This window comes from Rhodococcus sp. IEGM 1370, from assembly GCF_033142325.1.
Taxonomy (GTDB): Bacteria; Actinomycetota; Actinomycetes; order Mycobacteriales; family Mycobacteriaceae; genus Rhodococcoides.
The window spans coordinates 13,221-35,585 of record NZ_JAWLRY010000011.1 but is presented as its reverse complement, the minus strand read 5'-3'; the positions used below and the strand labels follow the sequence as shown (position 1 = coordinate 35,585).

Sequence of the window (22,365 nt, the reverse complement as noted above, 5' to 3'; positions counted from 1 at the left end):
CGCGCAAGCAACGAAAAGAGCCTTTTGCGCATTGTGCTCGAGCCCGCTCGGCGCATAGCCTGGTTGGGTGCGATTGAGGACTCAGGTGCTGTTGTTGCAGGCAGCGCTGGTGGCGGTGGCTCTGGCGGTGGCGTTCGGGGTCTTCGCCATCAGCAGTGGCAGCCAGGCGAGCGAGGAATACGGCGAACGTGCACTGGCCGTTGCGCGGACGGTGGCGTCGGACCCGGAGGTGCGTTCGCTCGTCGAGCAGTTCTCTGCCGTGGACACCGCAGGCACCGACGCCGCGCCTGCGGGAGTGTTGGCAGGCGGAGCACTGCAGCGTGCAGCCGAGGGTGCCCGAATGCGCACCGACGCACTGTTCGTCGTCATCACCGACGATCGGGGTCTGCGGTTGGCGCATCCCGATCCGACAGTTCTGGGTCAGCGGGTGAGTACGGATCCGTCGGGGGCGCTGGCGGGCAACGAGGTGGTCGAGCAGGAGCGCGGCACCCTCGGCGACTCCGTGCGCGCGAAAGTGCCTGTGCTGGCTCTCGGTTCGACCGACGTGGTGATCGGTGAAGTGAGCGTGGGAATCTCCACGACGGCCGTGCGCACCGAGTTGGTGAAAGATCTGATCAACGGCGCGTTGGTGACCGGTGCCGTACTGCTGCTCGGGCTGATCGGCTCGACTCTGTTGGCGCGCAGATGGAAACGGCTGACTCTGGGGCTCGAGCCGGAGGAGCTCGCCGAACTGGTCCGGGAACAAGAGGCGGTGTTGCACGGAATCGGTGAGGGTGTCGTCGCCATCGACCCCGATGGAGTCGTCACGGTCGTCAACGACGAGGCGCGCACCCTGCTCTCGATCGACGGTAAGCCGGGGATGCGCATCGAGGACATCGGTCTGACCCCGAGGCTGCTCGAGGTCATCGAATCGCCGACGTCCGAGCCGGTTCTCGCGGCCGTGAACGAGGTCGTGGTCATTGCGGCCGCCCGAAAAGTACTGCGAGACAATCGTGATCTGGGTACGGTGCTGACCGTGCGCGACCGAACCGACGTGGAGACGCTGACGCGTCAGCTCGACGCGGTGCAGTCGATGTCCGCTGTGCTGCGCGCGCAGCGTCACGAGTTCGCGAATCGGATGCATCTGGTCAGTGGACTGCTGCACGAGGGTCACCCGGATCGGGCGTCGCAGTACATCGACGAGATCCTCGGTGTCGGACCGAGATCGGAATCCATCGAGGGCATCGACGCCGTGTCCGACGCCTATCTGCGGTCGTTTCTGACGGCGAAGGCCGCGCATGCGAGGGAGAGCGGAGTGCGGTTGGTGTTGGGCGAGAACACCTGGGTCGGCGGCGAAGTGGCCGTCCCCGTCGACGTGACCACGGTGCTGGGCAATCTCGTCGACAATGCGATCGATGCTGCCAGGCTGGGAGTCAGGCGGCCGGCCGAGGTGGAAGTGGAACTGGTGCAGGATGGTTCGACGTTGCACATCGTGGTTCTCGATTCCGGAGACGGGGTGGACCTGGCACCCGAGCAGGTGTTCGTCGAGGGAGTCTCGACCAAGTCGACCGAAGAATCGCCGGGCGGTCGGGGAGTGGGCCTGGCGCTGAGTCGGCAGATCGCGCGCACCCGCGGTGGCGACGTGACGCTGGCCGATGCCGGTGGGCAGATCACCGAGGAGAACGAACGAGGAGGCGCGGTGTTCATCGCGTCGATACCGGACGCGCTACAGGCAGATGAGGTCTCGCAATGAGAGTGCTGGTCGTGGACGACGATTTCCGGGTTGCGGATCTGCATGCGGCACTGGTGAATTCACTCGACAACTACGAGGTCGCCGCAGTCGCGACGAGTGTCGCTCAGGCTCGGGAGTTGGCGTCGTCGCAGTCGTTCGATCTGGCGCTGGTGGACGTCTATCTGCCCGACGGATCGGGAATCGACCTGGTGCGCGAACTCGCCTGCGACGCAGTGGTGCTCTCGGCAGCAGCCGATCAACAGACGGTGCGCGCGGCCATGACCGCGGGTGCCTGGACGTATCTGATCAAGCCGTTTCCGCGATCGGCGTTGATCGACCGCCTCACCGGGTATCTGACGTACCGGACTGCACTGGACCGTTCGGAGGAGCTGACCCAGGCCGACATCGACGGCGGACTCGACGCGCTGCGCCCGCGCGCGGCCGCGCCGCTGCCGTCCTCGCAGTCCGTGACCCGTGACCTGGTGCTCGACGCGGTGCGCACGACGGCCGACCCGATGTCCGCGGGCGAAGTTGCTGCAGCCATCGGCATTTCACGCGCGACAGCGCAACGCTATCTGGCGACCCTGGTGTCCAAGGGCCGGTTGCGCATGCAGCTGCGGTACGGATCGACAGGGAGGCCGGAGCAGGAATACTCGCTAGCGCCCGGCGCGTGAGAACGACACCACCACGGCCCCGAGAACCGAGATCGCAGCGGTGACCAAAGCTGCGGTGTTCCAGCCCTGCACCAGTCCGCCGGCTCCACTCCCGGCCGGAACGGCAACCACCGCAACGACGGTGACCCCGATAGCGGACCCGACGTAGCGCGCAGTGTTGTTGGCACCACTGCCCATGCCGCCGCGTCCGGCGGGAACGCTGGCCACCGCCTCGCGGCCGAGCGCAGCGTTGAGTACGCCGCTGGCGACGCCGGCCACGAGCAGGCCGGGAAGCAACCGCGGCCAGGAGGCGTTCTCGGACAACCCCGTCAGCATCAGCATGCCGATCGCGACGCCCACCAGCCCGACGGCGAGTTGCGTTCGACCGCTCAGCGACGCGGGCAGCCTGCGGGCCAGCAAGGCGGTGACCACGGACGTGGCCGACCAACCGAACAGCAGCAGGGCGGCACCGAGCGCATCGATTCCCAGTACGGTTCCGAGGAATCCGGGCATGTACGACATCAGGGCGATGATGCCGCCGCCGGTGGCCAGCGCGGCGACGGTGGCGGCCAGAAACGGCGGGTGTCGGAAGAGGGTGAGATCGAGCATCGCAGCGGCACTGCGCAATTCGAGGACCACGAACGCACACAGCAACAGGGCCGCCAGTACGAACAAGATGATCGGGGCCATGGCTGTCCAGCCCTGCCTGCCCTCGACCAAGGCGGCCAACAACGCGGCGATGCCCGTCGCCAACAGCAACGCGCCGACCGGATCGAGGCCGCGGGGGGCGTCGGACCTGGATTCTTCGACGAGCACATGCGCGGCGACGGCCAGTGCGAGCGTGGCGATCGCCAGCACCACGTAGGCCGTACGCCAACTCGCCGAGCGATCCAGTATGGCGGCGAGCAGAGGGCCGAGAGCGATGCCTGCACCCACGCTCGCACCCCAGACCCCGCTGGCCTTCGCGCGCACCGGACCGGCCGGGTGGGTGTGGGCGATGATGCCCAGGCTCGAGGCGACGACGGCCGCGCCGCCGAGGCCCTGCAGGATGCGGGCGAGAACGAAGATCAGCGTGTTGGGGGCGAGCGCGCAGACGATTGCGCCGACGGCCAGGACCACCGCGCCGAGAGCGAACGTGCGGCGACGTCCGAAGTCGTCGGCGACCGTACCGGTGGTGAGCAACGCCGCGGCGAGGCCGATGCTCATGGAGCTGAGAATCCAGGTGCGTCCTGCGGCGTCGGACATCAGATCGGCTGCGGTGCTGTTGATGGTCGCGAGCGGTGCGGTGAACGCCATCAGGGTCAGCAGGGTGCCGAGCGCTGCGATGGCGAGCGCGCGGGCGCTGTTCGCGGTGCCGGTGGGCGAGGGTGCAGTATCGGTCATCGTCGTCCTTGTGGTCTGGTGATCGAACTGTAAACGCCCGACTTGGTTCGGTCAACAGACTGTACTATCGCCCCATGGCACTCGGAATCGACTACGCCCGCCAGGACTGCTCCCTGGCCCGTGCCCTCGAACTCGTCGGTGAGCGATGGACCTTGCTCATCGTGCGCGACTGCTTCTTCGGCGTCCGACGCTTCGGTGATTTCCAGGTCCACCTCGACATCTCCAAAGCAGTCCTCGCACAACGACTCGGCGCGCTGGTCGACGCCGGGCTGCTCGAACGACACGCTCGCTCATCGGCGGGTGGACGCGAGCACTACGTTCCGACCGCCGCCCTCGAAGGGCTGTGGCCTGCGGTGTTCGCCCTGAGCTACTGGGGTGAGGAACAGACCGCGAAACCCGCAGGGAAGCGTCGACGATTCATCCACGCGGACTGCGGAACCGACCTCGGGCCACTGGGGTTGTGCCCCGAATGCGGCGTTGCGCCGGGGCCGCACGACATCGACACCGACATCGGCCCCGGCTACGACCCCGACACCCGATCGGACGAGGTCTCGATGCAGCTTCGGACGCGTCGTCGGCTGTTGACGCCGCTGCGTTGAGCGAGATGCGTCAGTTCGGGACGTGAGCCTCGTGGCCGAGCCGGCGTAGCGCTGCTCGGAGCTTGGCTGCGGCCTCGTCCTGCGACTCCGCCGACGGATTCGGATCGGCACCGGAGATGTCGAAGTTGCCCATGTCGTACGCCGGAAACACGTGCAGGTGCAGGTGCGGGACCTCGAGTCCGGCGATCAGCAGACCGGCGCGGGGAGCATCGAACGCGGTCTTGACGGCCTGACCGATGATCTGCGCGACGGCAGTGATCTTTGCGAACGCGGCACCGTCGACGTCCTGCCACTGGTCGATCTCCTCACGCGGAACCACCAACGTGTGGCCCGGGGTGAGCGGCGCGATCGTCAGAAACGCAACCACGTCGTCGTCCTGCCACACGAAACGCCCCGGAATCTCACCGGCGATGATCTTGCTGAAAATGGAAGCCATGGGAACAGGATGCCCTACCCGACTCGACCGGGGCCGTACCAGTGGTCGTGGCTCCCAGGTAATTGCCAGGTCGGTCGCAGGGCGATTCAAGGTCCGGGCCCGATCGTTGTCGTCATGACAACGAATTCCCTCGCACGAGCAGCAGGCCAGCGGCCCGGCTCGAACGCCACGGCCACTCTCGAGGTGGTCATTCCGGTATACAACGAAGAGGCCGATCTCGAACAGTGCATTCGTCGTCTCCACGAGCATCTGGAGGACCGAATCCCGTTCCGGTCCTCGATCACGATCGCCGACAATGCCAGTACCGACGGAACACTCGCTGTCGCACGTCGACTCGCCGACGAGATCGACGGAGTCCAGGTTCATCATCTGGACGAGAAAGGGCGGGGCCGGGCACTCAAAGCAGTGTGGCTGGCGTCGGACGCCGATGTGGTGGCCTACATGGACGTCGATCTGTCCACCGATCTCAATGCGCTGATGCCGCTGATCGCACCGTTGATGTCCGGTCATTCGGACCTCGCCATCGGCTCGCGGCTCAACCGATCGTCCCGAGTGGTTCGCGGTGCAAAACGTGAATTCATTTCGCGCAGTTACAATCTCATTCTGCGTACTTCGCTGCGCGCCCGCTTCTCCGATGCGCAGTGCGGTTTCAAGGCCATGCGTACCGACGTCGCCCGACAGCTGTTGCCGCTCGTCGAAGACACCGGGTGGTTCTTCGACACCGAATTGCTCGTCATCGCAGAGAAAGTCGGCCTGCGCATCCACGAGGTGCCCGTGGACTGGGTCGACGACCCGAACAGCAGCGTCAACATCGTCGACACCGCCGTCAAGGACCTGCAGGGCTGCTGGCGCGTCGGGCGTGCCCTCGCCACCGGTGTACTGCCGGTCGCCGAACTTCGCCGAAGCCTGGGACGGGAGCCGCTCGTGCCCGGAGTACCGCACGGAATGATCAGCCAGATGGTGCGATTCGGCATCATCGGCATCGCCAGCACCATCGCCTACGCACTGCTGTACCTGATGCTCCATTCCCTGATCGGCGCGCAGGCCGCGAACTTCTTCGGGCTGCTGATCACCGCTGTGCTCAACACCGCGGCGAACCGTGCCTTCACCTTCGGCGTCCGGGGGCCCGACGGTGCGGGCAAACACCAACTGCAGGGGCTGGCGATCTTCGGCTTCGCTCTTCTCGTCACCAGTGGATCGCTCGCCGTGCTGCACGCCTGGGTTCCCGATGTGTCCCGGCACGTCGAACTCGCCGTCCTCATCGTCGCCAATCTCGTTGCCACCGTGTGTCGATTCGTCGCCCTGCGGTGGGTCTTCCGTAGCACACTGGACGCAGGCTCGGAGTCCGCGAGTTCGGAGAAGAGCCTGTGACGACGACCATGGAGCGGCCCTCTGCGGCTGCCGATTCTGCACCGGTGACCTCCCCGCGCTGGGAATTGATCGGGCTGGTGGCTCTGCTCTTCGGAACCGGCATTGCCTACATCTGGGGACTCGGCGCGTCGGGCTGGGCCAACTCCTTCTATTCCGCTGCGATACAGGCAGGTTCGGTGTCGTGGAAGGCCTTCTTCTTCGGATCCTCCGACGCCGCCAACTCGATCACCGTCGACAAGCCCCCGATGTCGCTGTGGCTGATGTCGTTGTCGGTACGCATCTTCGGACTCAACACCTGGGCGATGCTCGTACCCCAGGCTCTTCTCGGCGTCGCCTCCGTGGCACTGCTGCGCGCCACCGTCAAGCGCCGATTCGGTGGCGCGGCCGGTCTGCTCGCCGGCCTGGTACTTGCCGTGACTCCGGTTGCCGCACTGATGTTCCGATTCAACAATCCCGACGCGTTGCTGGTGCTGCTGATGATCGCCTCGGTGTGGGCGTTGCTGCGAGGCGTCGAGACCGGAAAGACCAAGTGGCTGTTGATCACCGGAATGTTCGTCGGATTCGGCTTCCTCACCAAGCAACTCCAGGTCATGCTCGTCGTACCGCCGCTGGCTCTGACCTATCTGATCGCCGGGCCGCCTAGGTTCCTCACCCGGCTGTGGCAGCTGTTCGGCGCGCTGGGCGCGATGATCGTCTCGGCCGGATGGTGGATTCTGATCGTGGAATTCTGGCCGGCGTCGTCACGACCGTGGGTCGGTGGCTCGCAGAACAACTCGATTCTCGAACTCACGCTCGGGTACAACGGATTCGGTCGCCTCAGTGGCGACGAGACCGGAAGTGTAACCCCCGGCCGCGGCGGTATGGGCGGCGACGCGGCCGGGGGCATGGCGGGTGGGATGCCCGGTGGGATGCCCGGTGGTATCTGGGGCGAGACAGGCATCCTTCGCATGTTCGACTCCTCCCAGGGTGGCCAGATCGCCTGGCTGATCCCGGCTGCGTTGATCCTGTTCGTCGTCGGACTCGTGTTGCGCGGCAAAGCCTCTCGGACAGACGTGCAACGAGCCTCGCTCATCGTCTGGGGATCATGGTTGCTGGTCACCGGTCTGACCTTCAGCTTCATGGCCGGAATCTTCCACTCGTACTACACCGTTGCGCTCTCGCCCGCCGTCGCCGCTCTCGTCGGCATCGGCAGTGTGGTGCTGTGGCGTCGACGTGACACCTACTGGGTACGGATCGCGATGGGCGTCGCGGTGGCGTCGACCGTCGTGATGGCGTGGGTGTTGCTCGGTCGCAGTGAGAGTTTCGTGCCGTGGCTGAAGTGGGCGATTCTCGTCGTCGGAATCGTGGCGGTCGTCGCGCTGCTGATCCCGGCACTGACTCGCGGCAGGCTGGCTGCGGCATCGATCCTGGCGGTGATGTTCGCCGGACTCGCCGGACCGACCGCCTATGCGGTCGACACCATCGGCACCCCGCATACCGGAGCCATCGTCTCGGCCGGTCCCAGCACCGGCATGCGCGGATTCGGCGGTATGGGCGAAGGCCGAGGCGGCCCGGGCGGGATGCAGTTGCCGGCCGGGGTTCAGATACCTGCCGGAATGCAACCGCCTGCGGGTTTCCCGGGTCAGGCCGGGGCTGCCGGCGGGGCCGAGATGGGCGGGACGGGTCGGGGTATGGGCGGCGGTATGGGTGGTCTGCTCGAAGGCAGTGCACCGACTGCGGCCATCACCGAGATGCTCGAGCAGGACGCCGACTCGTACACCTGGGTGGCAGCGGCCATCGGAGCCAACACCGCTGCGGGTTACCAACTGGCCACCGAGGATCCCGTCATGCCGGTCGGCGGTTTCAACGGCACCGACCCCTCGCCGACCCTCGCCCAATTCCAGCAGTACGTCGCCGACGGAGAGATCCACTACTTCATCGGAGGCGGCGGCATGCCGGGCATGGAGTCGGGGACCTCGGCAGAAATCTCCGCCTGGGTCACCGAGAACTTCACCGCGACCACGGTCGACAACGTGACGTTCTACGACCTCACGCAGTAACACCGAACCACCACGAAAGAGCCCCGCGCCGTGACAGGTGCGGGGCGCTTTCGCGTCGAGCAGATAGTCTGATGCACTGTGCGCGTACTAGTCATAGGTTCCGGTGCTCGTGAGCACGCCCTCCTCCTTGCGTTGAAGGCCGATCCGTCGGTCGAGCAGCTCTTCGTGGCTCCCGGCAACGCAGGCACCGCGAAGCTTGCCGAGCAACACGCGGTCGACGTTGCCTCCGGTGAGGCGGTGACCGCGCTGGCGAAGAAGGTCGAGGCCGATCTCGTCGTCATCGGACCGGAGGTTCCACTGGTCCTCGGCGTGGCCGACGCCCTCCGTCAGGCCGGCATCGCTGCGTTCGGCCCCTCCGCGGAGGCTGCGCGCATCGAAGGGTCCAAGGCGTTCGCCAAGGACGTGATGGCAGCGGCCGGTGTGCGGACCGCGCACAGCGAAATCGTCGACTCGCCCGCCCTGCTCGACGCAGCCCTCGACCGTTTCGGCCCCCACTGGGTGGTCAAGGACGACGGCTTGGCCGCAGGCAAGGGTGTCGTCGTCACCACCGATCGCCTCATCGCTCGCGATCACGCAGCGGAGCTCCTCGAGAACGGTCACCCGGTACTGCTCGAATCGTTCCTCGACGGACCCGAGGTCTCCCTCTTCTGCCTCGTCGACGGCGAGACCGTGGTGCCACTGCTGCCCGCGCAGGACCACAAACGCGTCGGCGACGGAGACACCGGACCCAACACCGGCGGCATGGGTGCGTACACCCCGCTGCCGTGGCTGCCCGAGGGTGCCGTCGAGGAGATCGTCCGTGATGTGGTGAAACCCGTTGCCGCCGAGATGGTCGAGCGCGGTGTGCCATTCTCCGGTCTGCTGTACGCGGGTCTTGCCATGGGTGCCGACGGCCCGGCGGTCGTCGAATTCAACTGCCGCTTCGGCGATCCCGAGACCCAGGCGGTGCTGGCGCTGCTCGACTCACCTCTCTGCGAGGTGTTGAACGCGACGGCAACCGGCACACTTGCGTCACTTCCTCCGCTGCGCTGGAAGGACGGCGCGGCCGTCACCGTCGTCATCGCCGCCGAGAACTACCCCGGTCGACCACGCACCGGTGACGAAATCCTCGGCTCCGAGGGCGAAGGCGTGCTGCATGCCGGCACCGCGGTGAAGGACGGCGCAGTCGTCTCCGCGGGTGGACGCGTGCTCAGTGTGGTCGGCACCGGATTCGACCTCACCGCCGCCCGAGACGACGCCTACTCACGCATTGCGGGAATCCGATTGCCGGGCAGCCACTTCCGTACGGACATCGGCCTGGCTGCCGTGGAGGGTCGCATCTCGCTGTAGGTGCGGTGAGTGGGCGGGCGTCGGCCGGCGTGTTCCAGCAAACGCGCGCGCGTTCGTGAGACGCGCGCGGAATTGCCGGACGTTGCCAGTCGATCTTGCGCGCACTTGGCGAACGCGCGCGCGTTTGCAAAGGTCAGAGGTACCGAGCGAACCGGGATCAGTAGTGTCGATCGAATGCACAGTGAATCGCAGCGATCGAAGGTCGAGCCGTTCCATGTGATGGATGTGTTCGCCGCCGCGGCCGAGCGGGCCCGTACTCATGGCGACGTGCTCTCTCTTGCTGCAGGTCAACCCTCCACCCGAGCGCCCGAGCCGGTGTTGCGCGCTACCCGCGAGGCTCTGGACTCGCATCTGCTGGGGTACACCGAGACGCTGGGGATTCTGCCGCTGCGTCGCGCTATCGCCGAGCACCACAGCGCGCGGTACGGCATCACCGTCGACGCCGCGGACGTGGTGATCACCACCGGCTCGTCGGGCGCGTTCACGTTGCTGTTCCTCGCAGCGTTCGACGCGGGAGATACCGTCGTGATGGCGAGGCCAGGCTATCCGGCGTATCGAAACACGTTGGCGGCGTTGGGCTGCCGCGTCGTCGAGCTCGACTGTGTGGAAGAGACACGGTTTCAACCGACCGTCGCGATGCTCGAGGAACTGCCCGAGCCGCCCGCGGGTCTGATCATCGCGAGCCCCGCCAACCCCACCGGCACGATCATCGACGCCGACGAGCTCGCGGCAATCGCGCGCTGGTGCGACGAGCACGGAACTCTGCTGATCTCGGACGAGATCTACCACGGCATCGCCTACGGGGACGCGCGCACGTCGAGCGCATGGGAGACATCGAAAGAATCCGTCGCGATCGGATCGGTGTCGAAGTACTTCTCGATGACCGGGTGGCGACTCGGTTGGATGCTGCTGCCGACCCGATTACGCAGGGCCGTCGAACGATTGGCGTCGAACATGACGGTGTGCCCACCCGCGATCTCTCAGGTTGCCGCGATCGCGGCGTTCACCGAGGAGTCCCGCATCGAGTTGGATTCACACGTCGAGCGCTACGCCGTCAACCGCCGAATTCTGCTCGACGGTCTGCCGGCCATGGGCATCACCGATCTCGCACCGGCCGACGGTGCCTTCTACGTGTACGCCGACATCGCGCATCTGACCGAGAATTCGCGGAGTTGGTGCGCGCGAGTGCTGTCCGAGACCGGCGTCGCACTGGCACCGGGTGTCGACTTCGACACCGTGCGCGGCAATCACACGGTGCGATTCTCGTTCGCAGGCACCACGTCCGACGTCGCCGAGGCGTTGGAGCGACTTCGTCGCATGTGAGCGTTTCCTCGTAGCAGGCTACGAAGTTTCGTTCACGTGCGGCGCAGCCGCTCCAGTACCTCGGCGATATCGGCGGCGTCGACGTCGCGGTGGGTCACGAAGCGCACCTTGCCCGCGACGGTCACCGCGGCGATCCCCAACTCGGCCAGCTCGAGGACCGTCGTCGCCGGGTCGGGAACAGTGGCGAGGACGATGTTCGTCTCCGGCTCCGCCACCTCCCAGCCTCGCTCGCGCAGCCCGGAAGCGAGGGTGGACGCGTTGGCGTGGTCCTCGGCGAGATCACCGATGCGGCCCAATGCGACGAGACCGGCAGCGGCCAGCACGCCACCCTGACGGACGCCGCCGCCCAACATCTTTCGGACGCGTCGTGCCTCGTGGATACGTGCGGAATCCGAGACGAGCATCGAGCCGACGGGTGCGCCGAGGCCCTTGCTCAGGCACACCTGCACCGTGTCGGCACCGGCAGCGAGCGACGCGATCGGAACATCGAGGGCGACAGCGGCATTCCACAGGCGCGCGCCGTCCAGATGGACCTTCAGTCCGCAATCACGGCCGGTGGCAACGAGTTCCGCCCATTCGTCCGGACCGAACACAGTACCGCCGGCGAAATTGTGGGTGTTCTCGAGCGACAGCAGCGTCGTCCGTAGCGAGAAGTACGGTCCTGCACCGCCCGCTTTCGCACGCACCGTCGACGCCAGAGGGCGGCCGGGACCGCCGTCGTGGGGGAGGGCGTCGGGCATCCCGCCTGCCAGCCATGCGGCGGTACCGAGCTCGGACCCCAGGACGTGCGCATGTTCGGGGGCCAGGAAGCGATCGCCGCGCTGCAGATGCAGCATCAGCGCGATGATGTTCCCCATCGACCCCGACGGAACCCACAGCGCCGACTCGAACCCGAGCAGACCTGCCACCGCTTCTTCCAGCTCTGCCATCGTCGGATCGTGATCGAGGACGTCGTCGCCCACTTCGGCGTCGGCCATGGCTTTTCGCATGACCGAATCGGGTCGGGTGATGGTGTCGGAGCGAAGGTCGATCGTTCGATGTGCCACGAGCAACGACAATTCCATAGCGCGAAAGCAGTCCGACGAACGGCCTCGAGCTGGCACGATGACTTGAATGTCCGCAGGTCCGACCGAGTCGCAGCACAAGGTGTCGGGTGCGACTCCGAAGGGAGTGCGCCGCCGGCAGGCACTGGCGTCTGCGGCCGCGGACCTTCTCGTCGAGGGCGGCTTCGACGCGGTGCGGCACCGATCGGTGGCCGCGCGAGCCGGGCTTCCTCTTGCGTCGACCACCTACTATTTCGAGTCTCTCGGAGACCTGGTGGCCGCGGCGGTCGACGTCGTCGGGACGCGCGAGATCGACGTCATGCGCGGTCGCATCGAGGACGAGGGCAAGTGCTCGAACGAGATGGAATCGACGGTCGACCTCATCGTCGACCTGCTCATCGGGCCACAGGACGGCCACGAGCAGCTGATCGCGCGATACGAGCGCTTCATCGCCTCGGCCCGGCATCCCGAACTACGGCAAGTGCAGCTGCGGCTGCGCGCCCAGATCGACGACCTGCTCACCGACGTACTGCGCAGATCGGGCCGAACCGTGCAGGAAGAGCAGCTACGACGACTCGTGGCAGTGGTGGACGGAGCCGTCGTCGGAGCGCTCAGCGAAGTGGACCCCGACCCCCGTCACATGGCCCGGAGCATGCTGCTGGCCGTCATCGACATCGTGGCACCGGCGGAACCGGTGTCGGCCGATTGACTACTGGTCGGTCTCGCCGGAGTCTGTGTCGTGGATCGGCGGCACCTCGCACACGCCGTCCTCGCAGATGGGGCCGTCGTCGCCGACCATCTCCAATGGACCCCTCATGAGCCGGCAGCGGCCTTCTGCAGAACGTCGGCGAACACCGACGACTCCTGCGCGCCGGACACACCGAGCCGTCCGTCGATCACGAAGAACGGCACACCGCTGATCCCGTAGGCGATGGCCTGCTCCTTGTCCGCGTGCACTGCCGGCAGGAACTCCTCGGACTCGAGCGCCCGGGCCGCCTCGTCACGGTCGAGGCCGATCTCCGCGGCCAGGTCGGCGAGGTCATCGGTGCGGCCGACGTGGCGGCCCTCCTCGAAGTAGGCCGCCAGGAGCCGTTCCTTCATCTCGACCTGCTTGCCCTTCGACTTGGCGAAGTGCAGGAGCTCGTGCGCCTTGACGGTGTTGGTGTGCTGCAAGGCATCGAAGTCGTACGCGAGCCCCTCGCCTGCGGCCAGCTCGGTCATCTGCGCCAACATCTGCGTGACCTGGGCGGCCGGCATACCTTTGTGCGAGACGAGAAAGTCGACCTCGCTGCCATCGAAGTCGATCGGTGTGTCGGGTGCCAGCTCGAACGAGTGGAACTCCACCTCTAGCGTTCCGCCCCCGGCGGTGAACTCCGCAGCGCCTGCCTCGAAACGGCGCTTGCCAACGAAGCACCAGGGGCATGCGATGTCGGACCAGATGTCGACCTTCACTGTTCGGCTCACGACGGCTCCAACATCGGAGCGCGCGTCGGTTATTCCACGCGGCGCGCAGCCGCCGGCACCAGGAAAAGGGCGGCGTACGCGATCCCGGGATGCCGGTACTGCAGTCCTTTTCCGAAACAGTGCAGTCGTCTTCCGAGACCGACAACTGCGCCACGTAAGCTGGACGCTCGTGAGCATCCCGAATGTCCTGGCCACCCGTTACGCGAGTCCCGAACTGGTGGAGCTGTGGTCGCCGGAGCACAAGATCGCCCTCGAACGCCAACTGTGGATCGCTGTGTTGCGCGCGCAGTCCTCCCTCGGAGTCGACGTCCCCAACGCGGCCATCGCGGACTACGAAGCCGTCGTCGACCAGGTGGATCTCGCGTCGATCGCCGAGCGTGAGCGCGTCACCCGGCACGACGTCAAGGCCCGCATCGAAGAGTTCAACGCCCTCGCCGGCCACGAGCACATTCACAAGGGACTCACCAGCCGCGACCTCACCGAGAACGTCGAGCAGCTGCAGATTCTGCGCTCGCTCGAGCACGTCCACGCGCACGGCGTCGCCGTAGCGAAGAGGCTGGCCGAGCGTGCTGCCGAGTACTCCTCGCTGGTGATGGCCGGTCGCAGTCACAATGTCGCAGCTCAGGCGACCACTCTGGGCAAGCGTTTCGCGTCGGCCGCCGACGAGCTGCTGTTGGCCCTGTCCCGGGTGCAGGAGCTGATCGCGCGCTACCCGCTGCGCGGCATCAAGGGCCCGATGGGTACCTCGCAGGACATGCTCGACCTGTTCGGCGGCGACTCCGCCAAGCTCGTCGCGCTCGAGCGCATCGTCGCCGATCACCTCGGTTTCCGGCACACGATGACGAGCGTCGGCCAGGTCTATCCCCGTTCGCTCGACCACGAGGTCGTCTCCGCGCTGGTCCAGATCGGTGCCGGACCGTCCTCGTTCGCCCACACCGTTCGCCTGATGGCAGGCCACGAACTCGTCACCGAAGGCTTCCAGGCGGGCCAGGTGGGCTCGTCGGCAATGCCGCACAAGATGAACACCCGCTCGTGCGAGCGGGTCAACGGACTGCAGGTGGTGCTGCGCGGCTACGGCTCGATGGCCGCCGAGCTCGCCGGAGCTCAGTGGAACGAGGGCGACGTCTTCTGTTCCGTGGTGCGCCGCGTCGCGCTGCCCGACGCCTTCTTCGCCATCGACGGTCTCATCGAGACCTTCCTGACGGTGCTCGACGAGTTCGGTGCGTACCCGGCCGTCATCGCCAAGGAACTCGACCGCTACCTGCCGTTCCTCGCGACGACCAAGGTGCTCATGGCCGCCGTGCGCGCAGGCGTCGGACGCGAGACGGCGCACGAGGCGATCAAGGAGCACGCCGTCGCGGTTGCGCTGGCGATGCGTGAGCAGGGACTGGAACCGGACCTGCTCGACCGTCTGGCCGCCGACGATCGGCTGCCACTCGACCGCGCTGCCCTCGACGCTGCACTGGCCGACAAGACGGCATTCGTCGGTGCCGCCGACGCTCAGGTCAGTGCGGTCGTCTCGGCAGTGGAGCGTCTGATCGCGAAGTTCCCCGCCGGGGCGTCGTACACCCCGTCGCCGATTCTGTAGTCAGGAGAGGACACCGGGGAGGTCGGCCACGGAGTCGATCACGTGGTCGGGTTCCATCGCGAATTCGTCGGTGATGCGTCGGTCGAGCACGTCCTGACGGAACTTCCCGGTGCGAACGAGCACGCCGGTCATCCCGACGACCTGGGCGGCGAGGACGTCGTTGTCGAGGTCGTCGCCGACCATGACGACGTCGTCCGGGTCCACGCCCATCCGCTCGGACGCCGTGCGGAATCCCAGCGGAGCGGGCTTACCGATGGCCTTCGCGGTATGTCCTGACGCCTGTTCCATACCGCCGAGGTACATGCCGGTGTCGATGCGCAGTCCGGCTCCGGTGCTCCACATCAACGAACGGTGCATCGCGACGACGGGAATGCCCCGGCACAGCCAGTCGTAGACGCGGCTGAGCCGCTCGTGGGTGAACTCCGGGCCTGCCCCGCCGACGACGACGACATCGGGATCCTCGGACGTCTCGTCGACGAATTCGATTCCCGGCATGTCGCCTGCGATCTCACCGTTGTTGATCAGGACCACCCGCGCGTCCGGATAGTTCTCACGCAGATGATCCGCGGTGAGCGACGCGGCCGTGACGATCTCGTCCGAATGCACGTCGAGTCCCACGTCGCGCAGCGCCGTAGCGATCTGTCCACGGGTTTTGGACGTCGTATTCGTCAGGAAGGCGCGAGCAATGTCCTTGCTGTCCAGGTACTTCAGAGTCTCTGCTGCCCCTGGCACCGCCTGCCACGACGTGACGAGAACGCCGTCGATGTCGAAGAGAACCCCGCCGATGCTCATCGGCAAACAGTAGTCGCGTTACCGAACGCCTGCAGCCTCAGCCATGTTGCCCACGTAGCGTCGGCAGCGCCCGGTACAGGTAGGGCTCGTTCGGTGATGTCGGAACATCGACGGACCGCACCTATTGCGATGACGTGAGGGACCTTCTGCCCTGTTTCTTCGACCGTGTAGTCACGACAATTGGATTGTGACCTACTGCGACGCTGAGAGCTGACGTCGTGACGGAGACGTCGGACCGCAGCAGAGACGGATGGGGCTCGGCTATGTTCGCCGCTCGAGGCGAACTGGTCCGAAACTGGACCGGCCGTGGATTCGAATCCGATCCGACTTCGGGATCCGTCGTCGACTCGACCGGTAGTAGTCGCTCGTTGCGGCAAATGCGTTCCAGTAGTGCGCGATCGGAGAAACAGTCGTGAGCTGGACGGACGTCGAGCCCTTCCTGGTGGCGCTCGCCATCGGGCTGCTGCTCGGGTTCGAGCGTGAACGTAGCCAAATCCGCACGCTCCCGGCCGGGTCGCGTTCATTCGCACTGCTGTCTCTTGCCGGAGCCGTCGCCGCCAGCTTCGACAACTGGGCAGTCTCGGCCGGCATCGTCGTCGTCGGGCTGCTCATGACGCTTGCCTATCTCCGCACCAGCGAGCAGGACCCGGGGACCACTACCGAGATTGCCGCGCTGGTGGCCTATCTGCTCGGCGCGCTCGCCTATACCGACCCGTCGGTGGCCGTAGCCCTTTCCGTGATCGTGGCCGGACTGCTGGCGTCGAAGTCTCGCATTCACCGCTTCGCCCGTCAGATGGTCAGCGAGATCGAACTCGAAGACGCCATCAAGTTCCTCGTGGCGGCGTTTGTCATCCTGCCGTTGTTACCCGATCGCGGAATCGGACCCTACGGCGTGCTCAACCCGGCCAAGGTGTGGCTCCTCGTCGTTCTGCTCACCGGTATCGGATGGATCGGATACATCGGCGTCCGTACGCTTGGGCCCCAGCGTGGTCTGCTCGTCACGGGTCTGGCCGGCGGATTCGTATCCGCAAGTGCGACAACTGCGTCGATGGGCCGGCTGAGCCGGACAGCCGATGAGATACGGGCACCGCTCGCCGGGGCGCTCGTTGCCAGCCTTGCCACTTTCATACAGTTGCTCGTCGTCATCGGGTTCGTCGAGCCGGAGGTGCTTCGACGACTGTGGCCCCCGGTGGTGGTGGGAGCTATGGTGCTCGTTGTAGTCGCTGCCGTCGTCTACCGCGGTGCCGCAGTGGCTCCACGAGACGCCGAGGTGACGAGCGCAGGCGTCGAGCCGCACACCTCGGCGCGGCCGTTTTCGTTGCGGCCGGCACTCGTCTTGGCCGCTGTTCTCGTCTTCGCCCTGTTTGTCGGCCGATGGGGTGCTGACGTTCTCGGTTCGCGAGGAGCGGTGCTCGCCGCAGCTGCGGCGGGTCTCGCCGATGCTCACGCCGGTGCTCTCGGTGCTGCGAGCCTTGCTGCGAAAGGCACGATCACGGTCGACAGCGCGCTGCAGGCAATCGCCGCTGCGCTCGGAACGAACCTATTGGTCAAGAGTGTGCTGGCCTTCACTTCAGGTGGGCGTCGCTTCGGTCTTGGGTTTCTTGCGGGCATGGCTGTGCCGACGGTCGTCTTCGCCGTCGCGATGACCATCGTGGTGACGGTGGGGTGAACTGCGGCGGACCTTAGAGTTCGTGACTGTGAACCCTTATACGATTTTCGCCGAGATCATTGCCGGGACGGCCGAGGCTTCTCGCGTCCACGAGGACGAGACTGCGGTTGCGTTCATGGATATCAGGCCGCTCACCAGCGGACATGTGTTGGTGGTGCCCAAGGAGCAGTATCGGACGCTGGCGGAGTTGCCGCCGGAGATCGGCGCGCATCTGTTCGTGGTGGGGCAGAAGGTGGCTGCCGCTCTGCGTGCGGGCAACCCGCGTGTCGCGGGCGTCAACCTGTTCCTCGCCGACGGCACGGTGGCCGGCCAGGAGATCTTCCACGTGCATCTCCACGTCATCCCACGCATGATCGGGGACGGATTCGGTTTGCGGGCTCGGCCGTCGTCGCCGCCGCGGTCCGAACTCGACCGACAGGCCGCGGAGATCGCGGCGTTGCTGAACTGAGCTCTCGCCCTGCTCGAATTGCTGCCCGTGTGTGGTGTTTTCGGAGCCGTTGTGTACCCAGCCTAGTTAGGTTAGCGTTGCCTTCCGCAAGGCGCGAGTCGATGCCTGTGGCACGACATTGCGCGCGATACCCGGTCACGGACCGAATCACCCTCAGGAGCGCACACGATGAACCTTGTCGAAGACACGGAGGCGGTCGAGCCGGTTCGGGGAACACTGGATCGGATGTCGGGGGCGGGCCGTCGATGACCTCGCACAACGATCTTTCCGACGGCACCTACGACATCGTCGGGGTCGGCTTCGGGCCCTCGAATCTGGGCCTGGCCATCGCGATCGAGGAGCACAATCGAATGTGCTCGCCGGCAGAGCGATTGACGGCCTGCTTCGTCGAATCCAAGGACGAGTTCGCCTGGCACCCCGGCATGCTGTTGCCGGGGACGTCCATGCAGATCTCGTTCCTCAAAGACCTGGCGACCCAACGCAATGCCAGCAGTGAGTACAGCTTCGTGGCGTATCTGTCGGAACAGGGTCGGCTCAATCACTTCATCAATCTGCAGACGTTCTTCCCGAGCCGGCTCGAGTTCCACGACTACCTGGCTTGGGCCGCAGGCAAAGTCGACGCGACCGTGCACTACGGCACCCGGGCGCTGGACGTCGTCGACACCGGCGACGGCTACGGCGTCCGCACCGAGGGGCGGCGCACCGGGACCGTGCGAGGACGCAACATCGTGCTCGCCGGAGGGCTGACCGCCACCCTGCCCGACGGGGTCACGGCGTCGGCGCGACAGTTCCACAACCACGATCTTCTCGGCGAGCTCGATCGGTTGCCGTCGCGGACGCAGCGCACCTTCGTCGTGGTCGGTGCCGGGCAGAGTGCCGCCGAGGTGGTGGACTACCTGCACTCGACGTACAGCGACGCGTCGGTGCACGCAGTGTTGCGCAAGTACGGATACAGCCCGGCCGACGACAGCCCCTACGCCAATCGCATCTTCGATCCGACGGCCGTCGACGACTTCTATTCGTCGTCGCACACACTGCGCGAGCAACTGCTGCACTATCACCGCGGCACCAACTACTCCGCTGTCGACCTGCCGTTGATCGAGGAGTTGTACGCACGCGAGTACTCCGAGCGAGTCAGCGGGAAGCGCCGGTTGTTCGTGCACGGAGCGTCCCGGTTGATCGGAGCCACCGAGGAGCCGTCGGGCGTTCGTGTCTCGGTCGAGCACGGCCCGACGGGGCTGGCCGAGGACATACTGTGCGACGCTGTCGTCTATGCCACCGGCTTCACGTCCCTCGATCTACCCGAGATCCTCGGTCCGCTGTTCGACGACGTCGAATACGACTCCCGCGGGCCTCGCGTGACGCGTGACTACCGACTCGTGACGCGTGAACCGAGTGCGGGTTCGATCTACCTGCAGGGCGGCACCGAGCACACGCATGGCCTGACCTCGTCGTTGCTGTCCAACATCGCTGTCCGCAGCGGTGAGATCGTGAAGTCCGCTGTGGGCGCGAGGGTGCGATCGGTGGTGTGAATCGGGTGAGGACGAGCGTGGGCGACGAGCCGGAACAGCGAAGCGTTCCGGCCGAAGTCGGTGGTCTCGCTCGCACCGATGCCCGTCGGGCCGCGGGGTTGTTCTTCGTCACCGGTGTGCTGGCGGCGCTGTGCCTGATGAGCATCTCGGTGGGAACCGAGTACATCCCGATCGGCGAGGTGTGGCACGGTCTGTTCTTCGGCGACGGATCCACCGAATCGGTGATCGTTCGTGAACTGCGGCTTCCGCGTACCGTTCTGGGGTTGCTCGTGGGAATCGCTCTCGGGGTGGCCGGTGCGCTGATTCAGGCGATGACGCGAAATCCGCTGGCCGACCCGGGAATCCTCGGCGTCAACGCCGGGGCGGCGTTCTTCGTTGCGATCGCCGTCGGCGTGCTCGGTGTCACCGGCATCGGGTCCTACATCTGGTTCGCGTTCGCCGGCGCGGTGGTCGCCACGATTGCGGTGTACGCGCTGGGGGCGATGGGGCGAGCGGGAGCCACTCCGATTCGGTTGACGCTGTCCGGAATTGCGCTCGGAGCTGTACTGGGCGGCATCACCTCGGGCATGCTGCTGCTCGATCCGGATGCGTTCGACAGGATGAGGTTCTGGGGAGCCGGGTCGTTGGCCGGTCGAGGTATGGACATCGCGTCCGAAATCGCCCCGTTCATCGCGCTCGGAGTTTTCCTGTCCGCCCTGATCGCTCGTCCTCTCAATGCGATCGCGCTCGGCGACGATCTGGCCCAGTCGTTGGGGGCGAACGTGATTCGTACGCGAATCATCGGCGTCGTCGCAGTCACCCTGCTCGCCGGCGCCGCGACGGCCGCGGCCGGGCCCATCGGATTCGTCGGACTGATGATTCCGCACATGGTGCGGTGGTTCGTCGGACCGGACCAACGATGGATTCTGGTCTACACGGTGGTCGCGGCACCGGGTTTGCTGTTGCTCTCGGATGTGGTCGGACGCGTCGTGCTCAGGCCGGGGGAACTGCAGGTCGGCATCGTGACCGCGTTCGTCGGCGCACCGGTGCTGATCCTGCTGGTTCGCCGGAAGAAGGCGAGCGGACTGTGACCCGTGAACAACGCGGCGGAGACATCGATTTCGGCCGAACGCTGTGGGTCGTGCGAGTGCGGGATCGAGTGGACGGCCGCATCGACATTCGAACGGTCGGCGTCTGCGCGGCCTTGCTGCTCGTGACGGTGGTGGTCTCCGTCGTCGCGGTCGGTACCGGCGACTTCTACATTCCGCCGAACGAGGTGCTCGCCGCGGTGTTCGGCGACGCGCCACGCCTCACCGAGATCGTGGTGATGGAGTGGCGGTTTCCCCGAGTGGCGCTGGCTTTCCTGTTCGGAGCCGCCCTCGGCGTATCGGGCGCGGTCTTTCAATCCTTGACGCGAAATCCGTTGGGCAGCCCGGACATCATCGGATTCGCCACCGGTTCCTACACCGGCGCGCTCGTCGTCATCCTCGCTCTCGGTGGTGGCTACTACCGGACCGGAGCGGGCGCGCTCGTCGGCGGACTCGCGACGGCGGCGGTGGTCTACCTGCTCGCGTACCGGCGCGGGGTGCAGGGCTTTCGGCTGATCATCGTCGGGATCGCCGTCAGTGCCGTCCTGGCCTCGGTCAACACCTGGCTCGTGATCAGGGCCGACCTCGACGACGCGATCGCGGCCGCAGTCTGGGGTGCGGGCACCCTCAACGGGCTGGGGTGGTCTCAGGTGGGACCCGTACTGGCAGTGTCGATCGTCATCGCGTCGTGCCTGGCGGTGCTCTCGCGTCGGCTGCCGATGTTGGAGATGGGGGACGATGCGGCGAGGGCGCTCGGTGTGCGCGCCGAGCCGACCCGTCTGATGCTGGTGTTCCTCGGAGTTGCGCTGATCGCGATGGTCACCGCGGCCGCGGGGCCCATCTCGTTCATCGCGCTCGCCGCTCCGCAGTTGGCGCGCCGCCTCACCGGCACCTCGTCAGTGGCGATGGTGCCTGCCGCGTGCATGGGAGCGCTGCTGCTGGTCGTCAGCGACGTTGTTGCACAGCGCGTCTTCGCTCCCACGCAGCTCCCGGTGGGTGTGGTGACCGTATCGGTCGGCGGCGCATACTTCGTGTGGTTGCTGGCGCGGGAAGGCAGGAAGCAGTGACGAAGCCTCGGTTGCACACCGACGACATCACGGTCGGATACGACAAGAGCGTGGTCAGCGAGAACCTGACCGTCGAGATTCCCGACGGCAAGTTCACCGTCATCGTCGGACCGAACGCCTGCGGCAAATCGACTCTGCTGCGGGCACTCTCGCGGCTGCTGAAGCCCTCTCGTGGAACCGTTCTGCTGGACGGGAAGGCGATTTCGACGTATCCGGCGAAAGAAGTTGCCCGACGCCTCGGCCTGCTGCCGCAGACCTCCGTCGCACCCGACGGTATTTCGGTGGCCGATCTGGTTGCGCGGGGTCGCTATCCGCATCAGAAGCTGATCCGGCAGTGGTCGACCGCAGACGAGGCCGCGGTGATCGAGGCCATGAACTCGACCGGAGTGACGTCACTGTCCGCTCGTCCGGTGGACGAACTTTCCGGCGGTCAGCAGCAACGCGTCTGGGTGGCAATGGTTCTCGCGCAGCAGACGCCGCTGCTGTTGTTGGACGAGCCGACGACCTTCCTCGACATCGCCCACCAGATCGAGCTTCTCGACTTGTTGGCCACTTTGAACCGCGAGAACGGTCGCACTCTGGTCGCAGTGCTGCACGACCTCAATCACGCCTGCCGGTACGCCGACCACATCATCGCGATGAAGGACGGCGCAGTGGTCACCGAGGGTGCGCCCGCCGACGTCGTCACCGCCGAGCTGGTGGAGGCGGTCTTCGGGCTGCCGTGCCGCATCATCGACGATCCGGAATCGCACACACCGTTGGTGATTCCCAAGGCGGGTGGTCGCAGGCTAGGCAAGGCTTAGTTTAGAATCGAGGAGGAATGGCTGCCGAGTCGGCCTGCGGGTTCTCTC

20 protein-coding genes are annotated in these 22,365 nt (G+C 66.2%); 15 read left to right on the top strand and 5 right to left on the bottom strand.

Annotated elements, in window-relative coordinates; all coding sequences use genetic code 11:
- Positions 1-67: 67 nt before the first annotated feature.
- Positions 68-1,732: a sensor histidine kinase gene (locus R4P47_RS15015; RefSeq protein WP_149404966.1), complete on the top strand. Its 1,665-nt coding sequence runs from the start codon at positions 68-70 to the stop codon at positions 1,730-1,732.
- Entirely contained in the window at positions 1,729-2,385 is a 657-nt protein-coding gene (locus tag R4P47_RS15010; protein WP_149404967.1) for a response regulator, read from the top strand. Before R4P47_RS15015 ends, R4P47_RS15010 begins: the two co-directional genes overlap by 4 nt.
- On the opposite strand, the gene R4P47_RS15005 is transcribed toward R4P47_RS15010, so the two are convergent.
- A complete protein-coding gene (locus R4P47_RS15005) occupies positions 2,368-3,747 on the bottom strand; it encodes an MFS transporter (protein ID WP_149404968.1) in 1,380 nt (459 codons plus the stop codon). The genes R4P47_RS15010 and R4P47_RS15005 overlap by 18 nt on opposite strands.
- Positions 3,748-3,821: 74 nt before the next feature.
- Here R4P47_RS15005 and R4P47_RS15000 point away from each other — a divergent pair, with 74 nt between their 5' ends.
- On the top strand, positions 3,822-4,346 hold the full coding sequence (locus tag R4P47_RS15000; RefSeq protein WP_149404969.1) for a winged helix-turn-helix transcriptional regulator: 525 nt from the start codon (positions 3,822-3,824) through the stop codon (positions 4,344-4,346).
- 10 nt (positions 4,347-4,356) lie between these two features.
- Here R4P47_RS15000 and R4P47_RS14995 read toward each other — a convergent pair whose 3' ends face one another.
- Complete coding sequence (locus R4P47_RS14995) at positions 4,357-4,782, bottom strand: HIT family protein (protein WP_149404970.1); 426 nt, start codon at positions 4,780-4,782, stop codon at positions 4,357-4,359.
- A 114-nt stretch (positions 4,783-4,896) separates the two neighbouring features.
- Here R4P47_RS14995 and R4P47_RS14990 point away from each other — a divergent pair, with 114 nt between their 5' ends.
- The 4 genes from R4P47_RS14990 to R4P47_RS14975 all read left to right on the top strand — a co-directional run bounded on the left by R4P47_RS14990 (position 4,897) and on the right by R4P47_RS14975 (position 10,844).
- Positions 4,897-6,153, top strand: coding sequence for a bifunctional glycosyltransferase family 2/GtrA family protein (locus tag R4P47_RS14990; RefSeq protein ID WP_149404971.1), 1,257 nt, complete (start codon positions 4,897-4,899; stop codon positions 6,151-6,153).
- Positions 6,150-8,192, top strand: coding sequence for a glycosyltransferase family 39 protein (locus R4P47_RS14985; protein ID WP_262498238.1), 2,043 nt, complete (start codon positions 6,150-6,152; stop codon positions 8,190-8,192). The genes R4P47_RS14990 and R4P47_RS14985 overlap by 4 nt, the downstream gene beginning before the upstream one ends.
- 78 nt (positions 8,193-8,270) lie before the next feature.
- Positions 8,271-9,521 (top strand): phosphoribosylamine--glycine ligase, encoded by a 1,251-nt coding sequence (gene purD / locus R4P47_RS14980; RefSeq protein WP_149404972.1) that lies wholly within the window; start codon positions 8,271-8,273, stop codon positions 9,519-9,521.
- 174 nt (positions 9,522-9,695) lie between these two features.
- Positions 9,696-10,844: a pyridoxal phosphate-dependent aminotransferase gene (locus R4P47_RS14975; protein ID WP_149404973.1), complete on the top strand. Its 1,149-nt coding sequence runs from the start codon at positions 9,696-9,698 to the stop codon at positions 10,842-10,844.
- A gap of 32 nt (positions 10,845-10,876) precedes the next feature.
- Here the strand turns inward: R4P47_RS14975 and R4P47_RS14970 are convergent, their stop codons facing one another.
- Entirely contained in the window at positions 10,877-11,908 is a 1,032-nt protein-coding gene (locus tag R4P47_RS14970; RefSeq protein ID WP_317785080.1) for a GntG family PLP-dependent aldolase, read from the bottom strand.
- 49 nt (positions 11,909-11,957) lie between these two features.
- On the opposite strand from R4P47_RS14970, the gene R4P47_RS14965 reads away from it, so the two are divergent.
- Positions 11,958-12,596 (top strand): TetR/AcrR family transcriptional regulator, encoded by a 639-nt coding sequence (locus R4P47_RS14965; RefSeq protein WP_283347704.1) that lies wholly within the window; start codon positions 11,958-11,960, stop codon positions 12,594-12,596.
- A 104-nt stretch (positions 12,597-12,700) separates the two neighbouring features.
- On the opposite strand, the gene R4P47_RS14960 is transcribed toward R4P47_RS14965, so the two are convergent.
- Positions 12,701-13,351 (bottom strand): DsbA family protein, encoded by a 651-nt coding sequence (locus R4P47_RS14960; protein WP_283347705.1) that lies wholly within the window; start codon positions 13,349-13,351, stop codon positions 12,701-12,703.
- A 169-nt stretch (positions 13,352-13,520) separates the two neighbouring features.
- Here R4P47_RS14960 and purB point away from each other — a divergent pair, with 169 nt between their 5' ends.
- Positions 13,521-14,939 (top strand): adenylosuccinate lyase, encoded by a 1,419-nt coding sequence (gene purB, locus R4P47_RS14955; RefSeq protein WP_283347706.1) that lies wholly within the window; start codon positions 13,521-13,523, stop codon positions 14,937-14,939.
- Here purB and R4P47_RS14950 read toward each other — a convergent pair whose 3' ends face one another.
- Positions 14,940-15,731, bottom strand: a complete 792-nt coding sequence (locus R4P47_RS14950; RefSeq protein WP_283347707.1) for an HAD-IIA family hydrolase — start codon at positions 15,729-15,731, stop codon at positions 14,940-14,942.
- Positions 15,732-16,143: 412 nt separating this feature from the next.
- Between R4P47_RS14950 and R4P47_RS14945 the strand changes: the two genes are divergently transcribed.
- The 6 genes from R4P47_RS14945 (at position 16,144) to R4P47_RS14920 (ending at position 22,317) form a co-directional block, all read left to right on the top strand.
- Complete coding sequence (locus R4P47_RS14945; RefSeq protein WP_283347708.1) at positions 16,144-17,400, top strand: MgtC/SapB family protein; 1,257 nt, start codon at positions 16,144-16,146, stop codon at positions 17,398-17,400.
- Between the two features lie 28 nt (positions 17,401-17,428).
- A complete protein-coding gene (locus tag R4P47_RS14940; protein ID WP_283347709.1) occupies positions 17,429-17,848 on the top strand; it encodes an HIT family protein in 420 nt (139 codons plus the stop codon).
- Positions 17,849-18,093: 245 nt separating this feature from the next.
- The gene (locus R4P47_RS14935; RefSeq protein ID WP_269596592.1) at positions 18,094-19,380 is read left to right on the top strand and encodes a lysine N(6)-hydroxylase/L-ornithine N(5)-oxygenase family protein; all 1,287 of its coding nucleotides are present in this window, start codon (positions 18,094-18,096) and stop codon (positions 19,378-19,380) included.
- 17 nt (positions 19,381-19,397) lie between these two features.
- Positions 19,398-20,450 carry a FecCD family ABC transporter permease gene (locus R4P47_RS14930; protein WP_269596593.1) on the top strand — a complete coding sequence of 351 codons (1,053 nt, stop codon included), beginning with the start codon at positions 19,398-19,400 and terminating at the stop codon, positions 20,448-20,450.
- Positions 20,447-21,514: a FecCD family ABC transporter permease gene (locus R4P47_RS14925; RefSeq protein ID WP_269596594.1), complete on the top strand. Its 1,068-nt coding sequence runs from the start codon at positions 20,447-20,449 to the stop codon at positions 21,512-21,514. Before R4P47_RS14930 ends, R4P47_RS14925 begins: the two co-directional genes overlap by 4 nt.
- The gene (locus R4P47_RS14920; RefSeq protein WP_269596595.1) at positions 21,511-22,317 is read left to right on the top strand and encodes an ABC transporter ATP-binding protein; all 807 of its coding nucleotides are present in this window, start codon (positions 21,511-21,513) and stop codon (positions 22,315-22,317) included. Before R4P47_RS14925 ends, R4P47_RS14920 begins: the two co-directional genes overlap by 4 nt.
- Positions 22,318-22,365: the final 48 nt, after the last annotated feature.

Bases quoted from the DNA above. Each gene is read 5' to 3' on its own strand.
- R4P47_RS15010 (WP_149404967.1), top strand. From the start codon at position 1,729: ATGAGAGTGCTGGTCGTGGACGACGATTTCCGGGTTGCGGATCTGCAT.
- R4P47_RS15005 (WP_149404968.1), bottom strand. From the start codon at position 3,747: ATGACCGATACTGCACCCTCGCCCACCGGCACCGCGAACAGCGCCCGC.
- R4P47_RS15000 (WP_149404969.1), top strand. From the start codon at position 3,822: ATGGCACTCGGAATCGACTACGCCCGCCAGGACTGCTCCCTGGCCCGT.
- R4P47_RS14995 (WP_149404970.1), bottom strand. From the start codon at position 4,782: ATGGCTTCCATTTTCAGCAAGATCATCGCCGGTGAGATTCCGGGGCGT.
- R4P47_RS14990 (WP_149404971.1), top strand. From the start codon at position 4,897: ATGACAACGAATTCCCTCGCACGAGCAGCAGGCCAGCGGCCCGGCTCG.
- R4P47_RS14975 (WP_149404973.1), top strand. From the start codon at position 9,696: ATGCACAGTGAATCGCAGCGATCGAAGGTCGAGCCGTTCCATGTGATG.
- R4P47_RS14970 (WP_317785080.1), bottom strand. From the start codon at position 11,908: ATGGAATTGTCGTTGCTCGTGGCACATCGAACGATCGACCTTCGCTCC.
- R4P47_RS14965 (WP_283347704.1), top strand. From the start codon at position 11,958: ATGTCCGCAGGTCCGACCGAGTCGCAGCACAAGGTGTCGGGTGCGACT.
- R4P47_RS14950 (WP_283347707.1), bottom strand. From the start codon at position 15,731: ATGAGCATCGGCGGGGTTCTCTTCGACATCGACGGCGTTCTCGTCACG.
- R4P47_RS14935 (WP_269596592.1), top strand. From the start codon at position 18,094: ATGACCTCGCACAACGATCTTTCCGACGGCACCTACGACATCGTCGGG.